Raw genomic sequence first — 19,757 nt, 5'->3', positions numbered from 1 at the left:
AGCCTCCATCATCCCCTGTCCCGGGAGCCCTCGACCACCCGGCCCCCGACCCAAGCCGGGACGAACCGGAACGGGTACGGCGCTCCGTGCCCGATCTGTGATCGAAAACTCGCCAAGATCTGTCCGGGTCACTGCTACCGTTCGGCAGCTCATCGTCTTTCCGGGGGGATTCGACGCCCATGACCGTACCCGCACCGGGCACTGACGGCCCATCGACCCGGCCGCTCACCGCCCAGCACTACTCGGTCGCACCGGCCCCGGCCACCCCCGAGGGCTACGTCGCCCCCGGCATGCCGGGCGCCCCGGTGACCGGCTTCGAGCCCACCGAACCCGCGCCCCGCCCCGTCCCCCGCCGCCGCACCGCCCTGGCCGTGGTCCTGGCCCTGCTCGCCATGCTGCTCGGCGGCCTCGCCTACGGCAGCGCCCCCCTGCGCGCCGCCGACAGCCTCGGCTGGCTGGCCATCGCCCCGGCCGGCCTGGTCGCCCTCCCCCTCGGCCGCCTCGGCGGCCAGGGCCGCTTACTCCCCCCGCTCGGCGCCCTCCTCGCAGCCGGCGCCCTCCTCCTCGGCCAGCTGATCGAACACCTCCGCCGGATCCACGCCGACGGCCCCGCCCCCCACGGCCTGCTGCACGACACCGTCGCCACCTGGCGCGCCGACCTGCGCCCCCTCGACGCCGCCTTCTACGCCATCGCCCTCATCGGCGGCTTCCTGCTCACCCGCCGCACCGCCACCCGCAGTTGACCCCGCCCCGCCCCCTCCCGAAAGCCCCGCCCCCGCCCCGGAAGACCGAAAGGCCCCCGCCGTCTCCCCGGCAGGGGCCTCCCTCACGACGAAAACCCGAGCCTCAGCGGTGGTCGAGCGCCGGGTTGACCGTCACCTCGACCCGCTGGAACTCCTTGAGCTCCGTGTACCCCGTGGTCGCCATCGCCCGCCGCAGCGCACCGAAGAGGTTCATGGTCCCGTCCGGCGTGTGCGAAGGACCGGTCAGGATCTCCTCGGTGGTGCCGACCGTCCCGAGGTCCACCCGCTTGCCACGCGGCAGCTCCTCGTGGACGGCCTCCATGCCCCAGTGGAAGCCCTTGCCCGGGGCGTCCGTCGCACGGGCCAGTGCCGCACCGATCATCACCGCGTCGGCGCCGCAGGCGACGGCCTTCGGGATGTCGCCGCTGTAGCCGACGCCACCGTCCGCGATCACGTGCACGTAGCGGCCGCCGGACTCGTCCATGTAGTCGCGGCGGGCCGCCGCCACGTCGGCCACGGCGGTGGCCATCGGCACCTGGATGCCCAGCACGTTGCGGGTGGTGTGGGCGGCACCGCCACCGAAGCCGACCAGCACGCCGGCCGCGCCGGTCCGCATCAGGTGCAGCGCCGCGGTGTACGTGGCGCAGCCGCCGACGATCACCGGGACGTCCAGCTCGTAGATGAACTGCTTGAGGTTGAGCGGCTCGGCGGCGCTGGAGACGTGCTCGGCCGAGACGGTGGTGCCGCGGATGACGAAGACGTCGACGCCGGCGTCCACCACGGCCTTGGAGAACTCGGCGGTGCGCTGCGGCGAGAGCGCGGCGGCGGTGACCACACCGGAGTCGCGGACCTCCTGGATCCGCTGCTTGATCAGCTCGGCACGGATCGGCGCGGCGTAGATCTCCTGGAGCCGACGGGTCGCGGTGGGCGCGTCGGTGATCGCGGCGATCTCGTCCAGCAGCGGCTGCGGGTCCTCGTAGCGGGTCCACAGGCCTTCGAGGTTCAGCACGCCCAGACCGCCGAGGCGGCCGATCTTGATGGCCTGCTGCGGCGAGACCACGCTGTCCATCGGGGCGGCCAGGAACGGCAGCTCGAAGCGGTAGGCATCGATCTGCCAGGCGATCGAGACCTCCTTCGGGTCCCGGGTACGGCGGCTGGGGACGACGGCGATGTCGTCGAAGGCGTACGCCCGGCGGCCGCGCTTGCCTCGCCCGATCTCGATCTCGGTCACTTCGAGCCCTTCTGCTGTGTTGCTCATGCCCGCCGGGTCACCCCGGCCGCACCCCAGTATCCCGTACTGCCGCTGCTCCCGCCCCGACGGCCCACGGCCCGGACAGCCCGAAGGGCCCGCCGCCGTGGTCCGGCAGCAGGCCCTTCGGTGGTCCGGCGGGTCAGCGGGTCGAGTAGTTCGGCGCCTCGACGGTCATCTGGATGTCGTGCGGGTGGCTCTCCTTGAGGCCCGCCGAGGTGATCCGGACGAAGCGGCCCTTGCTCTCCATCTCGGCGACGGTGGCGGCGCCGACGTAGCCCATGGTCTGGCGCAGGCCGCCGACCAGCTGGTAGAGCACGGTCGACAGCGGGCCGCGGTACGGCACCTGGCCCTCGATGCCCTCGGCGATGAGCTTCTCGTCGGAGGTGATCTCGCCCTGGAAGTAGCGGTCCTTGGAGAAGGACTTCGCCTGGCCGCGGGACTGCATGGCGCCCAGCGAGCCCATGCCGCGGTAGGACTTGAACTGCTTGCCGTTGATGAACAGCAGCTCGCCCGGGGACTCCTCGCAGCCGGCCAGCAGCGAGCCGAGCATCACGGTGTCGGCACCGGCGGCCAGCGCCTTGCCGATGTCGCCCGAGTACTGCAGGCCGCCGTCGCCGATGACCGGCACGCCGGCCGCCTGGCAGGCCTGGGCGGCCTCGTAGATGGCGGTGATCTGCGGGACGCCGATGCCGGCGACCACGCGGGTGGTGCAGATGGAGCCGGGGCCGACGCCGACCTTGACGCCGTCCACGCCGGCGTCGATCAGCGCCTGGGCGCCGTCCCGGGTGGCCACGTTGCCGCCGACGACGTCGATCTTGACGGCGGACTTGATCTTCGCGATCCAGGCCAGCGCGTTGTGGCTGTGGCCGTGCGAGGTGTCCACCACCAGGAAGTCCGCACCGGCCTCGACCAGGGCCTGGGCCCGGTCGAACGCCTCGGCGCTGGCGCCGACGGCGGCGCCGACCAGCAGCCGGCCCTCGGCGTCCTTGGCGGCGTTCGGGTACTGCTCGGCCTTGACGAAGTCCTTGACGGTGATCAGGCCCTTGATCCGGCCCTCGTCGTCGACCAGCGGCAGCTTCTCGATCTTGTGGCGGCGCAGCAGGGCCATCGCGTCGACCCCGGAGATGCCGACCTTGCCGGTGATCAGCGGCATCGGGGTCATGATCTCGCGGACCTGGCGGCTGCGGTCCGACTCGAAGGCCATGTCGCGGTTGGTGACGATGCCGAGCAGCTTGCCCGCCTCGTCGGCGATCGGCACGCCGGAGATGCGGAACTTGGCGCACAGCGCGTCGGCCTCGGCCAGGGTGGTCTCCGGGCCGACCGTGATCGGGTCGGTGACCATGCCGGACTCGGAGCGCTTCACCAGGTCGACCTGGTTGGCCTGGTCCTCGACCGACAGGTTGCGGTGCAGCACGCCGACGCCGCCCTGGCGCGCCATCGCGATGGCCATCCGGGCCTCGGTGACCTTGTCCATCGCCGCGGAGAGCAGCGGGATGTTGACGCGGACGTTCCGGGAGACCCGGGAGGAGGTGTCCACCTGGTTCGGCAGCACCTCGGAGGCCCCGGGCAGCAGCAGGACGTCATCGAACGTGAGCCCGAGCATGGCGAACTTCTCGGGTACGCCTGCGGCGTTGTAAGACATTTGGGGGGTACCTTCCGTGGCCGGCCTAATCCGCTCACGCCCTGAGGGTGGGGGCGCATTCATCGCTCACTCGCGCAGACCGCCGAAGCCGGGTGCAATGGGAGGATCCTCCAAGGGGACCCCGCGCGCACCCGTGAAACTTTGGCAACCCGCCCAGGCGCCGATACCCCATGGTACTGGCACCGCGAATGTGTCCTCGTGTGCCCTTGACAACAACCCCGCCCCGTGGCCCATTCCCCGCAAGCGGCGCGCACCCGGTGGAACCGGCACGGATCAGGAGGACTCCTCCGCGAGCGCCCGCAGCCGGCTGAGCGCCCGGTGCTGGGCGACCCGGACGGCACCCGGTGACATCCCCAGCACCTCGCCGGTCTCCTCCGCCGACAGCCCGGCGGCCACCCGCAGCAGCACCAGTTCGCGCTGACGGGCCGGCAGGTTGGAGAGCAGTTCCTTCGCCCAGGCCGCGTCGCTGCTCAGCAGCGCCTGCTCCTCCGGGCCGAGCGCCTCGTCCGGCACCTCCGGCAGGTCGTCCTGCGGCACGACGGTCGAACCGGGCCCGCGCATCGCGGCCCGCTGGAGATCGGCGATCTTGTGCGCGGCGATCCCGTAGACGAAGGCCTCGAACGGGCGCCCCTGGTCCTTGTACCGGGGCAGTGCGCAGAGCACCGCGACGCAGACCTCCTGCGCGACGTCGTCCACGTGGTGCCGGGCCCCGCCGGGCAGGCGGACCAGCTTGGCGCGGCAGTACCGCAGCGCCAGCGGGTGGACGTAGGCGAGCAGCGCGTCGATCGCCGGGCCCTCGCCGCGCACCGCGGCCGCGACCAGCTCGCCCACCAGCGGCGAGCCACCCCTTCCGAGCACCGGCGGACGGCCCGGCCCGGTCATACCGGCGGAACCGCCGGGATCGGCGTACGACGGATCGTGGCCCGGACCGGAGGGCTCGGCCTCCACCGGGTCCGCCTGGCCGGCCGCACCGGCGACGTCGTCGCGCATCGGTCCATGGTGCCTGGTCGAGTGGGAAAACGCGGCACCGCGTCCGGAGTTGTGCACCGGAACGTTATGCGGTGCCGCACCGTACGGCGTGCCGCGCACCACCAGCCCCTCCTGCACCGTGCCGCCTCCCGCCCCGCCGTCGTCGGTGGTGGTCCCGTCCGTCGTGCCGTCCACCGAGTGTCCTGCGGCTGCGTGGTTCGCCGCAGTGCCTGTCCGCTGGTCCCCGAGGTGCTCCACTCCTCCATGGTGCAACCTCGGGACCGTAACGTCACACGCCCGTGCTGCGCCCGCTCCGGGAACCGCCGACGGCGCGCCGCCACCGGCGGCGCCGCCGGTGGTCAGCGGACCAGGCCCCAGCGGAAGCCCAGCGCCACCGCGTGCGCCCGGTCGGAGGCCCCGAGCTTCTTGAACAGTCGTCGGGCGTGGGTCTTGACGGTGTCCTCGGAGAGGAACAGCTCGCGGCCGATCTCGGCGTTGCTGCGGCCGTGGCTCATGCCCTCCAGCACCTGGATCTCACGCGCCGTCAGGGTCGGCGCCGCACCCATGTCGGGGCTGCGCAGCCGGCGCGGGGCGAGCCGCCAGGTCGGGTCGGCGAGGGCCTGGGTGACGGTGGCCCGCAGCTCGGCGCGCGAGGCGTCCTTGTGCAGGTACCCGCGGGCGCCCGCGGCCACCGCGAGCGCGACACCGTCGAGGTCCTCGGCGACGGTGAGCATGATGATCCGCGCGCCCGGGTCGGCGGACAGCAGCCGCCGGACCGTCTCGACCCCCCCGAGGCCGGGCATCCGGACGTCCATCAGAACGAGATCGGAGCGGTCGGCCACCCAGCGGCGGAGGACCTCCTCCCCGTTCGTCGCGGTGGTGACCCGGTCCACACCGGGTACGGTCGCGACCGCGCGGCGAAGCGCCTCGCGGGCGAGCGGGGAATCGTCGCAAACGAGAACGGAAGTCATGACCGTCGTCCTCCGCAGCTGATCCGCGTCACGTTGAGCCTCCTGGCTGGTACGAACCTCTCCGACACGGCCGATCGGCGACGGACTCCGTGCCGATCGCCCCAACCTGCCCGCGATCGTTCCGACGTCCGGCGCCCGCTGACCGCCTCCGCACTTCCAACGACCGTCACTCGAATGAGTTACGGCCTTCGGAGCCACCTCCACCACTGTACGTGGCCAACCCATTACCGATCAGCCGCATCGCGGTGCACACGCCGCACTTTTCCGCAGCTCGCGCGCGGTCGGCGCGCGACCCGCACACCGATTCGGCACGTCGCGCGCCCGTCGGCCACCCGATTGCCACGCCCGCGCCCGGCGGAGCGCTTGCCCGCTATGCCCGCTTTTATAGCTTTCGTATGGTCATTGACTGTTGTGCCAGTGTGTGGGTGACTTGTCCATGGAGTTGCCTTAAGTCATATTTCCAGGTGTCCATACCAGCGCATTGAAGCCCCGCCGCACCGCTCGGCAGCCAGCCCCCCGCCGAACGCCCGGCCGACGGCCGACAGCCTCTGAAGGGAATGAGCCATGGCAGATTTCTCCCGCCTCCCCGGTCCCAACGCGGACCTCTGGGACTGGCAGCTCTCCGCAGCCTGCCGTGGCGTGGACAGCTCGCTCTTCTTCCACCCCGAGGGCGAGCGCGGGGCTGCCCGCAGTTCGCGCGAGGCCAGTGCCAAGGAGGTCTGTATGCGCTGTCCGGTGATCGCCGAGTGCGCGGCGCACGCGCTGGCGGTCCGTGAGCCGTACGGCGTCTGGGGCGGGATGACCGAGGACGAGCGCGAGGAGATGCTGGGGCGCTCGCGGCACCGGCTGGTCGAGGTCCCCCTGGCCCCGCCGGCGGTCGCCCAGCGCTAGACCCGTCTCCATGAGCGTCGTGAAGAAACGTTTCTTCGTGACGCCTCAGCCTGTCGGCTCACCGTACGTGCAGGGCCACGGCAGCCCCGTCACCCACCGTCAGCGATCGGCGGCCGCCCCCGCCAGCCGCTCCAGCATCAGCGCCACGGCCGGCACCTCGGCCAGGTCCGGCAGGGTCAGCGCGACCACCTGGCGCACCGCGGGCGCCCCGGAGGCCGTCCGCACCGGCACCGTCGACACACCGTCAGGGCGCACCGACTGGAGCGCCAGGCGAGGCAGTACCGCCACCCCGAGCCCGGCCGCCACCAGGCCGACCACCGCCGGGTAGTCGTCCGTCGCGAAGTCGATCCGGGGCTCGAAGCCCGCACCGGCGCACAGCTCCACCAGGTGCCCCCGGCACTGCGGGCAACCGGCGATCCACTGCTCCCCCGCCAGCTCGGCCAGCTCCACCGCCCCGCCCCGCCCGGCCAGCGGATGAGCGGCGGGCAGCAGGCCCACCAACGGGTCGTCCAGCAGCGGGGTGGCCACCAGATCGGACCAGTCGGTCCCGGCGGTCAGCTGCTGCGCCTCCAGGTTGGCCTCGGCCCGGGCCTCGCGCGGCGTACCGTGCGCGGGCGCCGGGAGCGCGACGGCGCCGTCGGACTGCGGGTAGCGGAAGGCCAGCGCGATCTCGCACTCGCCGCCGCGCAGCATCGCCAGCGACTCCGGCGGCTCCGCCTCGACCAGCGACACGCGCACCCCCGGATGGCCGTCCCGCAGGCGGGCGACCGCGGGCGGCACCAGGGTGGAGCTCGCGGTCGGGAAGGAGACCAGCCGCACCCGTCCGGCCCGCAGCCCGGCGATCGCGGCCACCTCCTCCTCGGCGGCACAGAGCCCGGCCAGGATTCCGGTGGCATGCTTGAGCAGGACCCGGCCGGCCTCGCTGAGCTGCATCCCGCGGCCCGAGCGGACCACCAGCGGGGTGTCCACCGACTTCTCCAGGGCCTTCATCTGCTGGCTGATGGCGGGCTGCGTACACCCCAGCTCGCGGGCGGCGGCGGAGAAGGAGCCGGTGCGTGCGACGGCACGCAGGACGCGCAGGTGGCGGGCCTCGATCATGCCTCAGTTATAAGGCAATCTTTGCGTTCTGCAAAATTCCACTGATAGTTGAAAGGTCAAGGGCGGACGGCCAGAGGCCCGGCCCGCCTCCCCTCGCGGGGCGCGGACCGGGCCTCCGGTCAGTGGTTCGGGCCTCAGTGCGAGTGGCCGTGGCCGTGCGAGTGGCCGTGACCGTTGTCGGCCTCCTCCTCCTTCTTCTCCACCACGAGGGTCTCGGTGGTGAGGAGCAGGGAGGCGATCGAGGCGGCGTTCTCCAGGGCGGAGCGGGTGACCTTGACCGGGTCGATGACGCCGGCCTTCACCAGGTCGCCGTACTCGCCGGTGGCGGCGTTGTAGCCCTGGCCGATCTCCAGCTCGGAGACCTTGGAGGTGATGACGTAGCCCTCCAGGCCGGCGTTCTGGGCGATCCAGCGCAGCGGCTCGTGCAGCGCCTTGCGGACCACGGCGACACCGGTGGCCTCGTCACCCGACAGGCCCAGGCCGTCGTTCAGCACCTTGGCGGCGTGGACCAGGGAGGCGCCACCGCCGGCGACGATGCCCTCCTCGACCGCGGCGCGGGTCGCCGAGATGGCGTCCTCCAGGCGGTGCTTGCGCTCCTTCAGCTCCACCTCGGTGGCGGCGCCGACCTTGATGACGCAGACGCCGCCGGCCAGCTTGGCCAGGCGCTCCTGCAGCTTCTCGCGGTCCCAGTCGGAGTCGGTCGCGGCGATCTCGCCCTTGATCTGGGCGACGCGGCCGGCCACGGCCTCGGCGTCACCGGCACCGTCGACGACCGTGGTCTCGTCCTTGGTGATGGTCACGCGGCGGGCGGTGCCCAGCACGTCCAGGCCGACCTGGTCGAGCTTGAGGCCGACCTCCTCGGAGATGACCTGGCCACCGGTCAGAACGGCCAGGTCGCCGAGGATCGCCTTGCGGCGGTCGCCGAAGCCCGGGGCCTTGACGGCGACGGCGTTGAAGGTGCCACGGATCTTGTTCACGACCAGGGTCGACAGCGCCTCGCCGTCGACGTCCTCGGCGATGATCAGCAGCGGCTTGGAGGCACCGCCCTGGAGGATCTTCTCCAGCAGCGGCAGCAGCTCCTGGATGGAGGAGATCTTGCCCTGGTTGATCAGGATGTACGGGTCCTCCAGGACCGCCTCCTGCCGCTCCGCGTCGGTGACGAAGTACGGCGACAGGTAGCCCTTGTCGAACTGCATGCCCTCGGTGAAGTCCAGCTCCACGCCGAAGGTGTTCGACTCCTCGACGGTGATGACACCGTCCTTGCCGACCTTGTCGATCGCCTCGGCGATCAGCTCGCCGACCTGGGTGTCCTGGGCGGAGAGGGAGGCGACGGCGGCGACGTCGTCCTTGCCCTCGATCTCGCGGGCGACGGAGAGCAGGTGCTCGGAGACGGCGGCGACGGCCTTGTCGATGCCCTTCTTCAGGGCGGCCGGGCCGGCACCGGCGGCGACGTTGCGCAGACCCTCGTTGACCAGGGCCTGGGCCAGCACGGTGGCGGTGGTGGTGCCGTCACCCGCGACGTCGTTGGTCTTGGTGGCGACCTCCTTGACGAGCTGCGCGCCAAGGTTCTCGTACGGGTCGTCCAGTTCGACCTCGCGGGCGATGGTGACACCGTCGTTGGTGATGGTCGGGGCACCGAACTTCTTGTCGATGACGACGTTGCGGCCCTTGGGGCCGATGGTCACCTTGACGGTGTCGGCCAGCTTGTTGACACCGCGCTCCAGCGAGCGGCGGGCGTCCTCGTCGAACTGCAGGATCTTCGCCATGTTCCCTATTCCCTCGGGGCTGCGGCCGGCCCACCGGCCGCCGAACTACGTGAACCAACAACCACGCCCCGGGCCACTGTCACTGAGGACACGGATCCGGGGCGGGTCGGGACGTCTTACTTCTCGATGATCGCGAGAACGTCGCGGGCGGAGAGCACCAGGTACTCCTCGCCCTGGTACTTCACCTCGGTGCCGCCGTACTTCGAGTACAGGACGATGTCACCCACGGCGACGTCGAGCGGCAGACGCTGGCCGTCCTCGAAGCGGCCCGGGCCGACGGCCAGGACGACGCCCTCCTGGGGCTTCTCCTTGGCGGTGTCCGGGATAACCAGGCCGGAGGCCGTGGTGGTCTCGGCGTCGAGCGGCTGGACCACGATGCGGTCCTCGAGCGGCTTGATGGCAACCTTGCTGCTGGTGGTCACGTCCGAGCTCCCCTTCGGAGATTACGGGGTTTTCTAACGGGTAGGGGCGAACCTGCGGGCCTGCCGTCGCGGGGGTCAGACACGCGTCTTCGCGTTAGCACTCCCCCAGTGGGGAGTGCCAAGGATGACCATAGGCCGGTGTTAGCACTCAGTCAACCAGAGTGCCAACGACGCGCCCTGAAGTCTCGTGCGACGGATGAGTAGTCGTACTCATGTGCGACGCCGGGCCGGACGGCCAGACTCCTGCCATGGCCTCGATCCCGATGCGCGTCGGCCCGACCCGGCCCAAGGACGCGGCTCTCGCCCTGCTGGCACTGCCCCTGCTGGGAGGCGTGCTCCCATTCGTCGTCTTCTACTTCATCGCCTGCCTCGGCAGCGGTCCCGGCGCCGGGGACGACGGGGACGGGCGCGGGTGGGCCTTCCTGGGCGTCGGGATGATGGCCGGCCCGGTGGCCGCCCTCGTGGCGGGCGTCCTGGTGGCCGTACGCAGCCGGCGCTCCGGCTACCAGTTCCTCCCGGTCGCCGCCGCGCTCTCGCCGTTCCTGCTGCCCGCGATCCTCTCCTCGGGCGTCCTGTGGCGGTGAACCGACCGCCGATCCGCCCGCGCACGCACTGGGCGGCGGACCTGCTGCTCTCCCTGGTGGTGCTCACCGCGGGCCGCCGTGGCGGCGCCCTTCGGGACAGCGGCGTGCTTCGTGCCCGGCATGCTCGTCCACTCGTGGACGGTCGCGCCGGTCGTCGGCGTCGCGGCCCTGCTCGCAGCGCTGGGACCGACCGCCCGCGGCACCTGGCGGCTCGGCTACGGATCACGCCGTACGTCGCGGTGGCGGCTGCGCTCCTCCGGCCGCCGGGGATCCGGCCGGCCGGCCGCCTCCACGCCCTCTGACCGGTCAGAATGACCCCGTGGACATCGAGAACCTCCAGCCGCTGCTGACGCCCGAGGGCCAGGCCCTGCTCGCCGAGTTGCGCGAGTTCACCCCCGAGGAGGAGCTGGCGCTGGCGACCCGCCTGCGGCGGGAGCACCCGGCGGATCTGGTGTCGGCGGCGTTCGGGCAGGCGCGGCTGCGGCAGCGGGCCCGGGCGAAGTTCGGGGCGGACGCCGACCTGATGTACTTCACGCCCAACGGGGTCGAACAGTCCACCCGGCGCAGCGTGGCCGAGTGGCGGGCGCAGCGGTTCGCCGGGTTGGGCGTACGACGGCTGGCGGACCTGTGCTGCGGCATCGGCGGGGACGTGCTGGCGCTGGCCCGGGCGGGCATCGAGGTGCTGGCCGTGGACAAGGACCCGGCGGCCTGCGCCGCCACCGCGGCCAACGCCGCCGCGCTGGGCCTGGCCGGGCTGGTCGAGGTGCGCTGCGCGGACGTCGCCGAGGTGGACGTCACCGGTTACGACGCGGTGTTCACCGACCCGGCCCGGCGCACCTCGCGCGGCCGGGTGTTCGACCCGGAGGCGTACGCCCCGCCGCTCTCCTGGGCGATCGAGGCCGGCCGGCGGACTCCGATCGGCGCGCTGAAGGTTGCGCCGGGCATCCCGCACGAGGCGGTGCCGGAGGACGCCGAGGCCGAGTGGGTCTCCGACCACGGCGACGTCAAGGAGGCGGTGCTCTGGTTCGGCACCGGGGCCGCGAGCCCGCACCGCGCCACCCTGCTGCCGCAGGGCGCCAGCCTGACCGGCGGCGACCTGCCCGACCCGCCGGCCGGCCCGGTCGGGCGCTACCTGTACGAGCCGGACGGCGCGGTGATCCGGGCGCACCTGGTGGCCGAGGTGGCCGGGCAGGTGCGCGGTCGGCTGATCGACCCGAAGATCGCCTACCTGACCTCGGACGAGCTGGTCGCCACCCCGTACGCGCACGCCTTCGAACTCACCGACGTGCTGCCGTTCAACATCAAGAAGCTGAAGGCGCTGCTGCGCGAGCGCGGGGTCGGCACGGTGGTGATCAAGAAGCGCGGGATGGCGATCACCCCGGAGGAGCTGCGCCGTCAGCTCAGGCCCTCCGGGCCGAACACCGTCACGGTGATCCTCAGCCGCACCGACCACGGGCCGCTGATGATGCTGGGACAGCCCGTACGGGCCGCTCAGGACGCGGGCGCCTGGATGTAGTCCTCCAGCCGGGCCACCGAGAAGCCCTGCTCCTGGATCCGGGCCAGCAGGTCGCCGAACATCTGGGTCATCGTGGCGCCCTTGAGCTCCTTGGGGCCGCGGAAGTGCGCCAGGATGATGTCGCCGGGCTTCAGCTTCTTGTCGCCGGCCTGGTACTGCATGTCGTGGATCTGCATCGACTCGCGCCACAGCACTATGGCGCGCGGGCCGCACTCCTGGACCGAGGTGTTGAGCGTCGGGGTGTTGGCGCCGTCGCCGAACGGCGGGCGGAACAGCAGCGGGGCGGTGCCGTACTGCTGGGTGAGCGCGGACTGGTCGTCGCAGATCTCGGCCTTCTGCTTCTCCGGCGAGAGCTTGCTCATCACCGGGTGGGTGACGGTGTGGTTCTGGATGTGGTTGCCCAGCGCCTGGAGCGGCTTGAAGTAGCCGTAGTCGTTCTTGACTATGTCCTTGGTCAGGAACATCGAGATCGGCACCTTGAGGTCGGTGAGCATCTCGACGAACTTCGGGTCCTTCTCGGCGCCGTCGTCGATGGTGATGAAGACGACCTTGTCGCTCGTCTTCACATCGCTGAACACCGGTACGGTGCCGGTGCGTTCGAGCTTGACGGGCTTGTCGGCGGGCGGCGCGGGGGCCGGGGCGAGCGGCTTGAGGTTCCACTTCGCCCAGGCCGCGGCGTCGCCCCCGGCCAGGGTCGTGCCGGGCGTGGTGGCCGCGGCGGCCGGCGCGGCGCCGGCGGACTGGGGTGCGGCCGGTGCGGCCGTGGTCGCGGCCGGGGCGGCGCCGGCGCCACCCCCGTTGTCGCCGCACCCGGTGGCGAGGGCCAGCAGGGCCAGCGCCCCCGCCGCGTACGTCCTGGTCCTGCTCCGCCCGTCCCTGCTCACCGCACCGCGCTCCCGGTTCCCGTCCAGCTGCCTCTCAGCTATGCACGGTAACGGCCGGGGCGATGGTTCCCCGTATCATCCGCTTTTCGGATTACTCGACGTGCTCACTGGTGAAGGACCAGCGGTGCACCGGGCGGCCGAGCAGTTCGGTCGGCGGGTCGGCGACGGGCGCGGGCTCGCCGCTCCACCAGGTGATCAGCAGCACTCGCTCCCCGGGGGCGGAGAGCAGTTCGGCGCGCTCCAGGCCGGCCGCGCCACGGACTGCGGGCAGCGCGAACTCCCGCACCCAGGAAGCGAGTTCAGCCCCCCGACCGGTCGCCGCCCGGGCCTCCCACATCGCCGCGACGGTCATGCCGCGCCGCCGCCGAGGGCGTCGTAGGCCTGGCCGTGGAAGTCGCCGTGCCCGATGTCCGCAGCCGGCACGTGGACGTCGGTGACCGGCAGCGAGGAGTCCGCCGACAGGTCGAAGGCGGAGGGCGCGCGGTCGCGCCACACCATCTCGGCACCCAGCGCCGCCACCATCGCGCCGTTGTCGGTGCACAGGCCCGGCCGGGGCACCCGCAGCCGGATGCCGGCCCGGTCGCAGCGCTGCTGGGCCATCTCGCGCAGCCGCGAGTTGGCCGCCACGCCGCCGCCGATCATCAGGTGGTCGACGCCGTTGTCCTTGCACGCCTTGACGGCCTTGCGGGTGAGCACGTCGGTGACCGCCTCCTGGAAGGACGCCGCCACGTCGGCGATCGGCACCTCCTCGCCGGCCCGGCGCTTGGCCTCCACCCAGCGGGCGACGGCGGTCTTCAGGCCGGAGAAGGAGAAGTCGTACGCGGGGTCGTTCCTGCCGCTGAGGCCACGGGGGAAGGCAATCGCCCCGGGGTCGCCCTCGCGGGCCGTGCGGTCGACGATCGGGCCGCCGGGGAAGCCGAGGCCGAGCACCCGGGCGACCTTGTCGAAGGCCTCTCCGGCCGCGTCGTCGATGGTCGCGCCGAGCGGGCGGACGTCGCTGGTGATGTCCTCGCTGAGCAGCAGCGAGGAGTGCCCGCCGGAGACCAGCAGGGCCATCGTCGGCGAGGGCAGCCGGCCGTGCTCCAGCTGGTCGACGCAGATGTGCGAGGCGAGGTGGTTGACCCCGTACAGCGGCTTGTCCAGTGCCCAGGCGTACGCCTTCGCGGCGCTGACGCCGACCAGCAGCGCACCGGCCAGGCCGGGGCCGGCGGTGACGGCGATGCCGTCCAGGTCGCTCGCCTTGATCCCGGCGGTGTCCAGGGCGCGCTGGATGGTCGGGATCATCGCCTCCAGGTGCGCGCGGCTGGCGATCTCCGGGACGACGCCGCCGAAGCGGGCGTGGTCGTTGACGCTGGAGGCGACCGCGTCGGCCAGCAGCGTGGTGCCGCGCACGATGCCGACGCCGGTCTCGTCGCAGGAGGTCTCGATGCCGAGGACGAGCGGTTCGTCAGCCATGGCGGGTGTCCTCAATGTCCTTCGGGTCAGTGCTGTCAGTGCTCGGGTGGTCGAGGCGCATCACCAGCGCGTCGACGTTGGCCGGCTGGTAGTAGCCGCGCCGGATGCCCACCGGTTCGAAGCCGTGGCGCTCGTACAGCCGCTGGGCGCGCGGGTTGTCCACCCGCACCTCCAGCAGCAGCTCGGCGCACTCGCGCCGGGCGGCCTCCCGGATCAGGTCGGTGAGCAGCGCCGCGCCGAGGCCGGCGCCCTGGCGGCGCTCGTCGACGGCGATGGTCTGGACGTCGCCCTCGCCGGCGATCGCCATCAGCCCGGCGTAGCCGACGATCGTGCCGTCCGGGGCGGCCGCGACGGTGTAGTGGCGGGTGCCGCCGGGGTGGGATTCGGCCAGCTCGGACCAGAACATCCCGGCGGACCAGGCGTCCTCGGGGAAGAGCCGCAGCTCCAGATCCAACACCGGCGCGATGTCCCACCAGCGCATCGGGCGCAGGGTGGTGCCGTGGTTCACGCCGGAAGCACCGCCTTGCCCCCTAGAACGGTCTTGTAGGCGGCGGGGACCTGGGCGTCCGGGCGGCGCAGGTACAGCGGGTGGTTCGCCAGCAGCTCGCGCCCGGCGGCCAGCTCGGCGGCGGCGAAGCCCGCCAGGGCGCCGGCCGAGACGTGCTCGGGGCCGTGCGCGCCCGGGAAGGCGTCGGGGTAGAGCAGCGCGCCGGCGCCGACGGAGCGTTCCTGCGGGGTCAGCTCGGCCGGGCGGTCCACGTCGGGACCCTCGGTGCGGCGGCCGTCGGCGTCGTACGAGGCCCAGTAGACCTCCTTGCGGCGCGCGTCGGTGGCGACCGTGAACGGCTGCCCGGCCAGGCCCTCGGCGCGGGCCTGGAAGGCGATCGCGTCCAGGGTGCAGACGCCGTGCACCGGCAGCCCGAGCGCGTGGCCGAGCGCGGCGGCGGTCACCAGGCCGACCCGCAGGCCGGTGTACGGGCCGGGGCCGACGCCGACCGCGATGCCGGTCAGCCGGTGCTTGTCCACCCCGGCGGCCCGCAGTACCCGGTCGATCGCGGGCAGCAGCAGTTCGCCGTGGCGCCTGGCGTCGACCTGGTGGGTCTCGGCGAGGACGGCCGTGCCGTCGTGGACGGCGGCGGTGACGGCGGGGGTAGCGGTGTCGAACGCGAGCAGCAGCACGGGGTCAAGGTTAGACCGCGTTGGGCCGACCGGCCGATCGGCAGCATGTACCACCCGGGAACACAGATCCGAGGCGCTGCGACCCGCGAGGATGAACCTGGCACGATGGGGCCGTACGTAAAGGGACGGCGGCGGGAGCGGCAACGTGGCGAAGATGGGTCCTGGAGTGGTGGTCACGGGGTTGACCCTGGGGGCCCTGGCGGTGGTGAGCCTGCTGGCCTTCCAGGCCAACGGCGCCCAGGACCGGGCGGGCGGCGCCAAGCCCACCGCCACCACCACGGCGACCGGCACGGCCACCGCCGCGGCGCCGACCCCCGCGGCCGCCCCGACCGTTCCGCCGCTGCCGGCCACCTCGGGCACCGGCCTCCGGGTGGTGTACTCGATCGGCAGCCACTACGTCTGGCTGGTCGACCCGAAGAAGGGCCCGCAGGCCGCTGTCGCCTTCCCGGTCACCCCGGGCTCGGTCGAGCCCGCCCCGGGCAGCTACGCGGTGTACAGCCGCACCCAGACCACCACGGGGACGGACGGCAGGCAGATCGAGCACGTGGTGCGCTTCGCGCAGCAGAACGGCGTGGTGTTCGGCTTCAGCGCGGCGGTCGACGGCGCGACGCCGACCACCGACCCGAGCGCCAAGACCGGCGGCATCCGCAGCGGCCGCGCCGAGGGGCAGCTGCTCTGGGACTTCGCGCCGAAGGACACCAAGGTGGTCGTGATCGCCTGATCCCGGACGGCCCGGGACGACCCACGTGCTCCGGGTCCGGGACGTGCGGCCTCACGCGGCCCGGGGCGCCTGCGCCTCGGGCCGTTCGTCCTGCCCGGGCCGCGGTTCGGGCGGGGTGGACACCGCCTCGGCGGCCGCGCAGGCGGCCAGCAGTGCCCGCATCGGCTCTCCCGGAGCGCGGCGGGCGGAGTCTCCGGCCCCGGCGGCGGGGACCGCGCGCTGCGGGTCGGGGGTGGTGCTCGACATGGCGCCTCCCTAGTTAGGCAGACCTAACCGCAGCACCCATCCCACCACGCCCGGCACCCCGCCCGCAACACTTGCCGACAGTCTGTCGGCAACCCGTCGGCTATCCGAGGTCCTCCAGCGCCACGTCCGACCAGCGCGGGCCGATGCCGGTCAGCACCACCCGGCGCGGGTCCTGGTCGTCCCCGTCCGCGGTGTCGCCGATGGCGCGCTCGATCCGGACCTCCAGCCGGTCCTCGGACAGCCGCTCGACCTTGCCCTCGCCCCACTCGACCACGACCACCGACTCGGGCAGCGAGACGTCCAGGTCGAGGTCCTCCATCTCGTCCAGGTCCCCGCCCAGCCGGTACGCGTCCACGTGCACCAGCGCCGGGCCGCCGACCAGCGAGGGGTGCACCCGGGCGATCACGAAGGTCGGCGAGGTCACCGCCCCGCGGACCTGCAGGCCCTCCCCCAGGCCCCGGGTCAGCGTGGTCTTCCCCGCCCCCAGCTCACCGGAGAGCAGCACCAGGTCCCCCGGCCGCAGCAGCGCGGCCAGCTCCCGGCCGAGCCGGCCCATCCGCTCCGGCGTGGGGACGGTGAGAGTGGCGTGCGAGCCCATGCGCGTGTCATGCCCTTCGGTCCGTACCGGCGCACCGACCACCGGCCGCCACCGCTACCGTGCCACATCGGCGCGCCCGGGTGCGGCGCGCGGGGGCCTAGGCCGGGTCGACGACGGGTTCCGCGGCCCGCTCGCGGGCCAGGTCGAGGACGGTCGCGGGCAGCTTCGCCGCCCCGGCGAAGCGGGCGGCCCGGCGGAGCAGCCGCGCCAGCTCGTGGTCGACCAGCTCCGCGCGCTCCAGCATCACCAGGTGCCCGGCGCCCTCGGCCAGGACCAGCTCGGCGCCGGGCAGCTGCTCGGCCATCGCCTCGCTGTGCGTCGAGGGCGTCAGCAGGTCCTTCGTCCCGGCCAGCACCAGCGCGGGCAGGCCGCGCAGGGCGGCCAGCGCCTCGTACTTCTCGTGCACGCCGAACACCGGGTAGAACTCGGCGACCACGTCGATCGGGGTGGCGTCCAACAGCTGCTCGGCGAAGCGCACCACGCCGGGGTCGACGTCCCGGCCGCCGAAGGAGAACTTCCGATAGAAGACGGCGGCCACGTCCGAGCCCAGCCGCCTGGTCGCCTCGACCAGGTCGACCTGGCGGCCCAGCAGCTTCACCATCCCGGGCGCGACCTTCTTGAACAGCTTCGCGCCGGCCTTCGGCAGACCGAGGCTGACCTCGTCCCAGTCCCCGGCGAGGGTGCCCATCAGCGCCACTCCCGCGACGCGCTCGCGGAACAGCTCCGGGTGCTGGTCGGCCAGCGCCATCACCGTCATGCCGCCCATCGAGTGGCCCACCAGCACCAGCGGCCCGGTCGGGGCGACGGCGTCGATCACCGCCTTGAGGTCGCCGCCCAGCTGGTCGATGCCGGCCGGCTCGCCCGCCAGGTACGAGCGGGAGCGCTCGGAGCGGCCGTGGCTGCGCTGGTCCCAGAAGACCAGCCGCATGCCCTCGCGCAGCGCGGCCCGCTGGAAGTGCCAGCTGTCCTGGTTGAGGCAGTAGCCGTGGCAGAACACCACGGTCAGCGGCTCGGCGACGGTGCCGTCGCCGTCCGGCTCGCTCCAGCCGGTGCCGTCCAGCTCGACGTACAGTTCGGTGCCGTCCGGCGCGGCCACCGTCTTCGGGCGGCCGCGCAGCGAGCCGTACGGGGCGTTCGCGTCCAGCTCGGTCCGGGCCCGGCGGCGCGTCGCCCGGCCGACGGTCAGCCGCTCGATCGCCAGGCCCGCGGCCGCCCCGGCCGCCAGCACGCCGACCGAGATCCCGATCACACCCGCCCGGCTCACCCCGGAGGCGGCGCCGGCCGCCTTGGCGACCACCGCGACCGGATTGCCCTCGGCCGGTGTGCCGGTCATGCCGACGGGCCCTCGGTGTGGCTGCCGCCCAGGTAGCGGCGGGGCACCCGGTCGCCGATCCGGGTGATGATCTCGTACGAGATGGTGCCGCAGGCACGGGCCCAGTCCTCGGCGGTGGGCTCGCCGCGCTCGCCGTTGCCGAACAGCAGCACCTCGTCCCCGATCGCCGGAGTGTCGCCGCCGAGGTCCACCACGAACTGGTCCATGGCGACCCGGCCGGCCACCGTGCGCCACTTGCCGTCGATCTGCACCGGGCCGGTGCCGCTGGCGTGCCGCGGGATGCCGTCGCCGTAGCCGACCGGGACCAGGCCCAGGGTGGTCTCGCCCGGCGTCGTGTAGTGGTGGCCGTAGCTGACCCCGTGCCCGCCGGGGACGTGCTTGACCAGCGCCAGCCGCGCGGTCAGCGCCATCACCGGGCGCAGCCCGAAGTCGGCCGGCGAGCCCACCTCGGGCACCGGCGACAGCCCGTACGCGGCCAGGCCGGTGCGGACCAGGTCGAAGTGCGACTCGGGCAGCAGCAGGGTGGCCGGGGAGTTCGCCAGGTGCCGGACCTCGGGGCGCAGCCCGGCGGTCTCGGCCGCGGCCAGCGCGGCGCGGTAGGAGTCCAACTGGGCCTGGATCGACGGGTGGCCGGGCTCGTCCGCCGCGGCGAAGTGCGACCAGACGCCGACGACCGTCAGCAGCCCCTCCGCCTCGGCGCGGCGGGCGGCGGCCACCAGCTGCGGCCAGTCGTGCGGCTGGCAACCGTTGCGGCCGAGGCCGGTGTCGGCCTTCAGGTGCACCCGCGCCGGGATGCCGGTCTCGCGCACGGCGGGCAGCAGCTCGTCCAGCGCCCACTGGCCGCTGACCGAGATGTCCAGGTCCGCGCGCAGCGCCTCGCGCCACGGCCCGCCCGGCGTCCACAGCCAGCACAGGATGCGGGCCTGCTCCGGACGGATGCCCGCGGCCCGCAGCGCCAGCGCCTCGTCCGGCGTCGCACAACCGAGCCAGCCAACCCCGTTCGCGACCGCCTCCCGGGCGCACTCGACCGCGCCGTGGCCGTAGCCGTTCGCCTTGACCGCGAGCATCACCGCCGCGCTGCCGACGCGCTCGCGCAGCGTCGCGAGGTTGCCGCGCAGGGCGGCGAGATCGATGGTCGCCTCGGCCCGTACGCCGTCGGTGAGGGTGGCCGTGCCGGTCGTGTTCGCAGTTGTCATCAGGGTCAGTCTCCCAGACGTCCCGGAGTCCTCGCCGAACGGCCTGTCGGCACAGCTGCCGACGACCAGGCCGCGCACACCGCGCCGACCTGCGGCGAACCGCTCGTCGTCCCTTGCACGGACGCGTTCGACGGACCGTTCGGTTCCGTTTCCCGGCCTTCCGGACGTTCCGGGCTAGTCGGCCCGTACCGCCCGCCACACCGCCGGCAGCGCCCCGGCCACCGCGAGCGCCGTCGCCGGGGCGCCCGGCTCGCCCGCCGCCTCGCGGCCGGCCAGGCCGTGCAGGTAGGC

21 protein-coding genes are annotated in these 19,757 nt (G+C 73.1%); 5 read left to right on the top strand and 16 right to left on the bottom strand.

The genetic code is table 11. From position 1 onward, the window contains the following. Positions 1-179: 179 nt before the first annotated feature. Entirely contained in the window at positions 180-743 is a 564-nt protein-coding gene (locus tag ACFU7Y_RS08410) for a hypothetical protein (RefSeq protein WP_380766910.1), read from the top strand. A 103-nt stretch (positions 744-846) separates the two neighbouring features. Here ACFU7Y_RS08410 and ACFU7Y_RS08405 read toward each other — a convergent pair whose 3' ends face one another. From ACFU7Y_RS08405 to ACFU7Y_RS08390, 4 genes are all read right to left on the bottom strand, one after another. Next, on the bottom strand, positions 847-1,974 hold the full coding sequence (locus ACFU7Y_RS08405; protein WP_224281836.1) for a GuaB3 family IMP dehydrogenase-related protein: 1,128 nt from the start codon (positions 1,972-1,974) through the stop codon (positions 847-849). A gap of 160 nt (positions 1,975-2,134) precedes the next feature. Then, entirely contained in the window at positions 2,135-3,637 is a 1,503-nt protein-coding gene (gene guaB, locus ACFU7Y_RS08400) for an IMP dehydrogenase (RefSeq protein WP_224281822.1), read from the bottom strand. A gap of 273 nt (positions 3,638-3,910) precedes the next feature. Next, on the bottom strand, positions 3,911-4,519 hold the full coding sequence (gene shbA / locus ACFU7Y_RS08395) for an RNA polymerase sigma factor ShbA (RefSeq protein WP_308020243.1): 609 nt from the start codon (positions 4,517-4,519) through the stop codon (positions 3,911-3,913). 446 nt (positions 4,520-4,965) lie between these two features. Next, positions 4,966-5,577 (bottom strand): response regulator transcription factor, encoded by a 612-nt coding sequence (locus tag ACFU7Y_RS08390; protein ID WP_014136228.1) that lies wholly within the window; start codon positions 5,575-5,577, stop codon positions 4,966-4,968. A gap of 564 nt (positions 5,578-6,141) precedes the next feature. Between ACFU7Y_RS08390 and ACFU7Y_RS08385 the strand changes: the two genes are divergently transcribed. Beyond that, positions 6,142-6,468, top strand: coding sequence for a WhiB family transcriptional regulator (locus ACFU7Y_RS08385; RefSeq protein ID WP_049654358.1), 327 nt, complete (start codon positions 6,142-6,144; stop codon positions 6,466-6,468). Positions 6,469-6,567: 99 nt separating this feature from the next. Here the strand turns inward: ACFU7Y_RS08385 and ACFU7Y_RS08380 are convergent, their stop codons facing one another. The 3 genes from ACFU7Y_RS08380 to groES form a co-directional block, all read right to left on the bottom strand. Continuing rightward, the gene (locus tag ACFU7Y_RS08380; RefSeq protein WP_224281824.1) at positions 6,568-7,566 is read right to left on the bottom strand and encodes a LysR family transcriptional regulator; all 999 of its coding nucleotides are present in this window, start codon (positions 7,564-7,566) and stop codon (positions 6,568-6,570) included. Between the two features lie 134 nt (positions 7,567-7,700). Next, positions 7,701-9,332: a chaperonin GroEL gene (groL, locus tag ACFU7Y_RS08375; RefSeq protein WP_224281825.1), complete on the bottom strand. Its 1,632-nt coding sequence runs from the start codon at positions 9,330-9,332 to the stop codon at positions 7,701-7,703. A gap of 116 nt (positions 9,333-9,448) precedes the next feature. After that, positions 9,449-9,754, bottom strand: coding sequence for a co-chaperone GroES (groES, locus tag ACFU7Y_RS08370; RefSeq protein ID WP_014136232.1), 306 nt, complete (start codon positions 9,752-9,754; stop codon positions 9,449-9,451). Between the two features lie 248 nt (positions 9,755-10,002). Between groES and ACFU7Y_RS08365 the strand changes: the two genes are divergently transcribed. Both ACFU7Y_RS08365 and ACFU7Y_RS08360 read left to right on the top strand, forming a co-directional pair. Beyond that, entirely contained in the window at positions 10,003-10,338 is a 336-nt protein-coding gene (locus tag ACFU7Y_RS08365; RefSeq protein ID WP_224281827.1) for a hypothetical protein, read from the top strand. Between the two features lie 319 nt (positions 10,339-10,657). Then, positions 10,658-11,854 (top strand): SAM-dependent methyltransferase, encoded by a 1,197-nt coding sequence (locus tag ACFU7Y_RS08360; RefSeq protein ID WP_380766906.1) that lies wholly within the window; start codon positions 10,658-10,660, stop codon positions 11,852-11,854. Here ACFU7Y_RS08360 and ACFU7Y_RS08355 read toward each other — a convergent pair. The 5 genes from ACFU7Y_RS08355 to tsaB all read right to left on the bottom strand — a co-directional run bounded on the left by ACFU7Y_RS08355 (position 11,830) and on the right by tsaB (position 15,372). Next, positions 11,830-12,738, bottom strand: coding sequence for a polysaccharide deacetylase family protein (locus ACFU7Y_RS08355; protein WP_380766904.1), 909 nt, complete (start codon positions 12,736-12,738; stop codon positions 11,830-11,832). The genes ACFU7Y_RS08360 and ACFU7Y_RS08355 overlap by 25 nt on opposite strands. Before the next feature lie 91 nt (positions 12,739-12,829). Further along, positions 12,830-13,090 (bottom strand): hypothetical protein, encoded by a 261-nt coding sequence (locus ACFU7Y_RS08350; protein ID WP_224283485.1) that lies wholly within the window; start codon positions 13,088-13,090, stop codon positions 12,830-12,832. Continuing rightward, a complete protein-coding gene (gene tsaD, locus ACFU7Y_RS08345; RefSeq protein ID WP_224283486.1) occupies positions 13,087-14,193 on the bottom strand; it encodes a tRNA (adenosine(37)-N6)-threonylcarbamoyltransferase complex transferase subunit TsaD in 1,107 nt (368 codons plus the stop codon). The genes ACFU7Y_RS08350 and tsaD overlap by 4 nt, the downstream gene beginning before the upstream one ends. Further along, complete coding sequence (rimI, locus tag ACFU7Y_RS08340; RefSeq protein WP_224283492.1) at positions 14,186-14,674, bottom strand: ribosomal protein S18-alanine N-acetyltransferase; 489 nt, start codon at positions 14,672-14,674, stop codon at positions 14,186-14,188. Before rimI ends, tsaD begins: the two co-directional genes overlap by 8 nt. A gap of 23 nt (positions 14,675-14,697) precedes the next feature. Then, positions 14,698-15,372: a tRNA (adenosine(37)-N6)-threonylcarbamoyltransferase complex dimerization subunit type 1 TsaB gene (tsaB, locus tag ACFU7Y_RS08335; protein WP_224283487.1), complete on the bottom strand. Its 675-nt coding sequence runs from the start codon at positions 15,370-15,372 to the stop codon at positions 14,698-14,700. Positions 15,373-15,526: 154 nt separating this feature from the next. Between tsaB and ACFU7Y_RS08330 the strand changes: the two genes are divergently transcribed. Beyond that, a complete protein-coding gene (locus ACFU7Y_RS08330; protein ID WP_380766926.1) occupies positions 15,527-16,093 on the top strand; it encodes a hypothetical protein in 567 nt (188 codons plus the stop codon). A gap of 51 nt (positions 16,094-16,144) precedes the next feature. On the opposite strand, the gene ACFU7Y_RS08325 is transcribed toward ACFU7Y_RS08330, so the two are convergent. The 4 genes from ACFU7Y_RS08325 to alr all read right to left on the bottom strand — a co-directional run bounded on the left by ACFU7Y_RS08325 (position 16,145) and on the right by alr (position 19,466). Continuing rightward, entirely contained in the window at positions 16,145-16,339 is a 195-nt protein-coding gene (locus ACFU7Y_RS08325) for a hypothetical protein (RefSeq protein ID WP_224283488.1), read from the bottom strand. Positions 16,340-16,439: 100 nt separating this feature from the next. Beyond that, positions 16,440-16,937, bottom strand: coding sequence for a tRNA (adenosine(37)-N6)-threonylcarbamoyltransferase complex ATPase subunit type 1 TsaE (gene tsaE / locus ACFU7Y_RS08320; RefSeq protein ID WP_224283489.1), 498 nt, complete (start codon positions 16,935-16,937; stop codon positions 16,440-16,442). A gap of 97 nt (positions 16,938-17,034) precedes the next feature. After that, complete coding sequence (locus tag ACFU7Y_RS08315; RefSeq protein WP_224283490.1) at positions 17,035-18,270, bottom strand: alpha/beta fold hydrolase; 1,236 nt, start codon at positions 18,268-18,270, stop codon at positions 17,035-17,037. After that, on the bottom strand, positions 18,267-19,466 hold the full coding sequence (alr, locus tag ACFU7Y_RS08310; protein WP_224283491.1) for an alanine racemase: 1,200 nt from the start codon (positions 19,464-19,466) through the stop codon (positions 18,267-18,269). The genes ACFU7Y_RS08315 and alr overlap by 4 nt, the downstream gene beginning before the upstream one ends. Positions 19,467-19,757 lie beyond the last annotated feature (291 nt).

The organism is Kitasatospora sp. NPDC057542 (assembly GCF_042801945.1).
Lineage (GTDB): Bacteria > Actinomycetota > Actinomycetes > Streptomycetales > Streptomycetaceae > Kitasatospora.
The sequence above is the reverse complement of the archived record's forward strand: the minus strand, read 5'-3'. Positions and strand labels throughout refer to the sequence as shown.

Excerpts from the sequence above, each read along its gene's own strand:
- ACFU7Y_RS08410 (WP_380766910.1), top strand. The coding sequence starts at position 180 with ATGACCGTACCCGCACCGGGCACTGACGGCCCATCGACCCGGCCGCTC.
- guaB (WP_224281822.1), bottom strand. The coding sequence starts at position 3,637 with ATGTCTTACAACGCCGCAGGCGTACCCGAGAAGTTCGCCATGCTCGGG.
- shbA (WP_308020243.1), bottom strand. The coding sequence starts at position 4,519 with ATGACCGGGCCGGGCCGTCCGCCGGTGCTCGGAAGGGGTGGCTCGCCG.
- ACFU7Y_RS08390 (WP_014136228.1), bottom strand. The coding sequence starts at position 5,577 with ATGACTTCCGTTCTCGTTTGCGACGATTCCCCGCTCGCCCGCGAGGCG.
- ACFU7Y_RS08385 (WP_049654358.1), top strand. The coding sequence starts at position 6,142 with ATGGCAGATTTCTCCCGCCTCCCCGGTCCCAACGCGGACCTCTGGGAC.
- ACFU7Y_RS08380 (WP_224281824.1), bottom strand. The coding sequence starts at position 7,566 with ATGATCGAGGCCCGCCACCTGCGCGTCCTGCGTGCCGTCGCACGCACC.
- groL (WP_224281825.1), bottom strand. The coding sequence starts at position 9,332 with ATGGCGAAGATCCTGCAGTTCGACGAGGACGCCCGCCGCTCGCTGGAG.
- ACFU7Y_RS08365 (WP_224281827.1), top strand. The coding sequence starts at position 10,003 with ATGGCCTCGATCCCGATGCGCGTCGGCCCGACCCGGCCCAAGGACGCG.
- ACFU7Y_RS08350 (WP_224283485.1), bottom strand. The coding sequence starts at position 13,090 with ATGACCGTCGCGGCGATGTGGGAGGCCCGGGCGGCGACCGGTCGGGGG.
- tsaD (WP_224283486.1), bottom strand. The coding sequence starts at position 14,193 with ATGGCTGACGAACCGCTCGTCCTCGGCATCGAGACCTCCTGCGACGAG.
- rimI (WP_224283492.1), bottom strand. The coding sequence starts at position 14,674 with ATGCGCTGGTGGGACATCGCGCCGGTGTTGGATCTGGAGCTGCGGCTC.
- ACFU7Y_RS08330 (WP_380766926.1), top strand. The coding sequence starts at position 15,527 with ATGGGTCCTGGAGTGGTGGTCACGGGGTTGACCCTGGGGGCCCTGGCG.
- ACFU7Y_RS08325 (WP_224283488.1), bottom strand. The coding sequence starts at position 16,339 with ATGTCGAGCACCACCCCCGACCCGCAGCGCGCGGTCCCCGCCGCCGGG.
- tsaE (WP_224283489.1), bottom strand. The coding sequence starts at position 16,937 with ATGGGCTCGCACGCCACTCTCACCGTCCCCACGCCGGAGCGGATGGGC.
- ACFU7Y_RS08315 (WP_224283490.1), bottom strand. The coding sequence starts at position 18,270 with ATGACCGGCACACCGGCCGAGGGCAATCCGGTCGCGGTGGTCGCCAAG.
- alr (WP_224283491.1), bottom strand. The coding sequence starts at position 19,466 with ATGACAACTGCGAACACGACCGGCACGGCCACCCTCACCGACGGCGTA.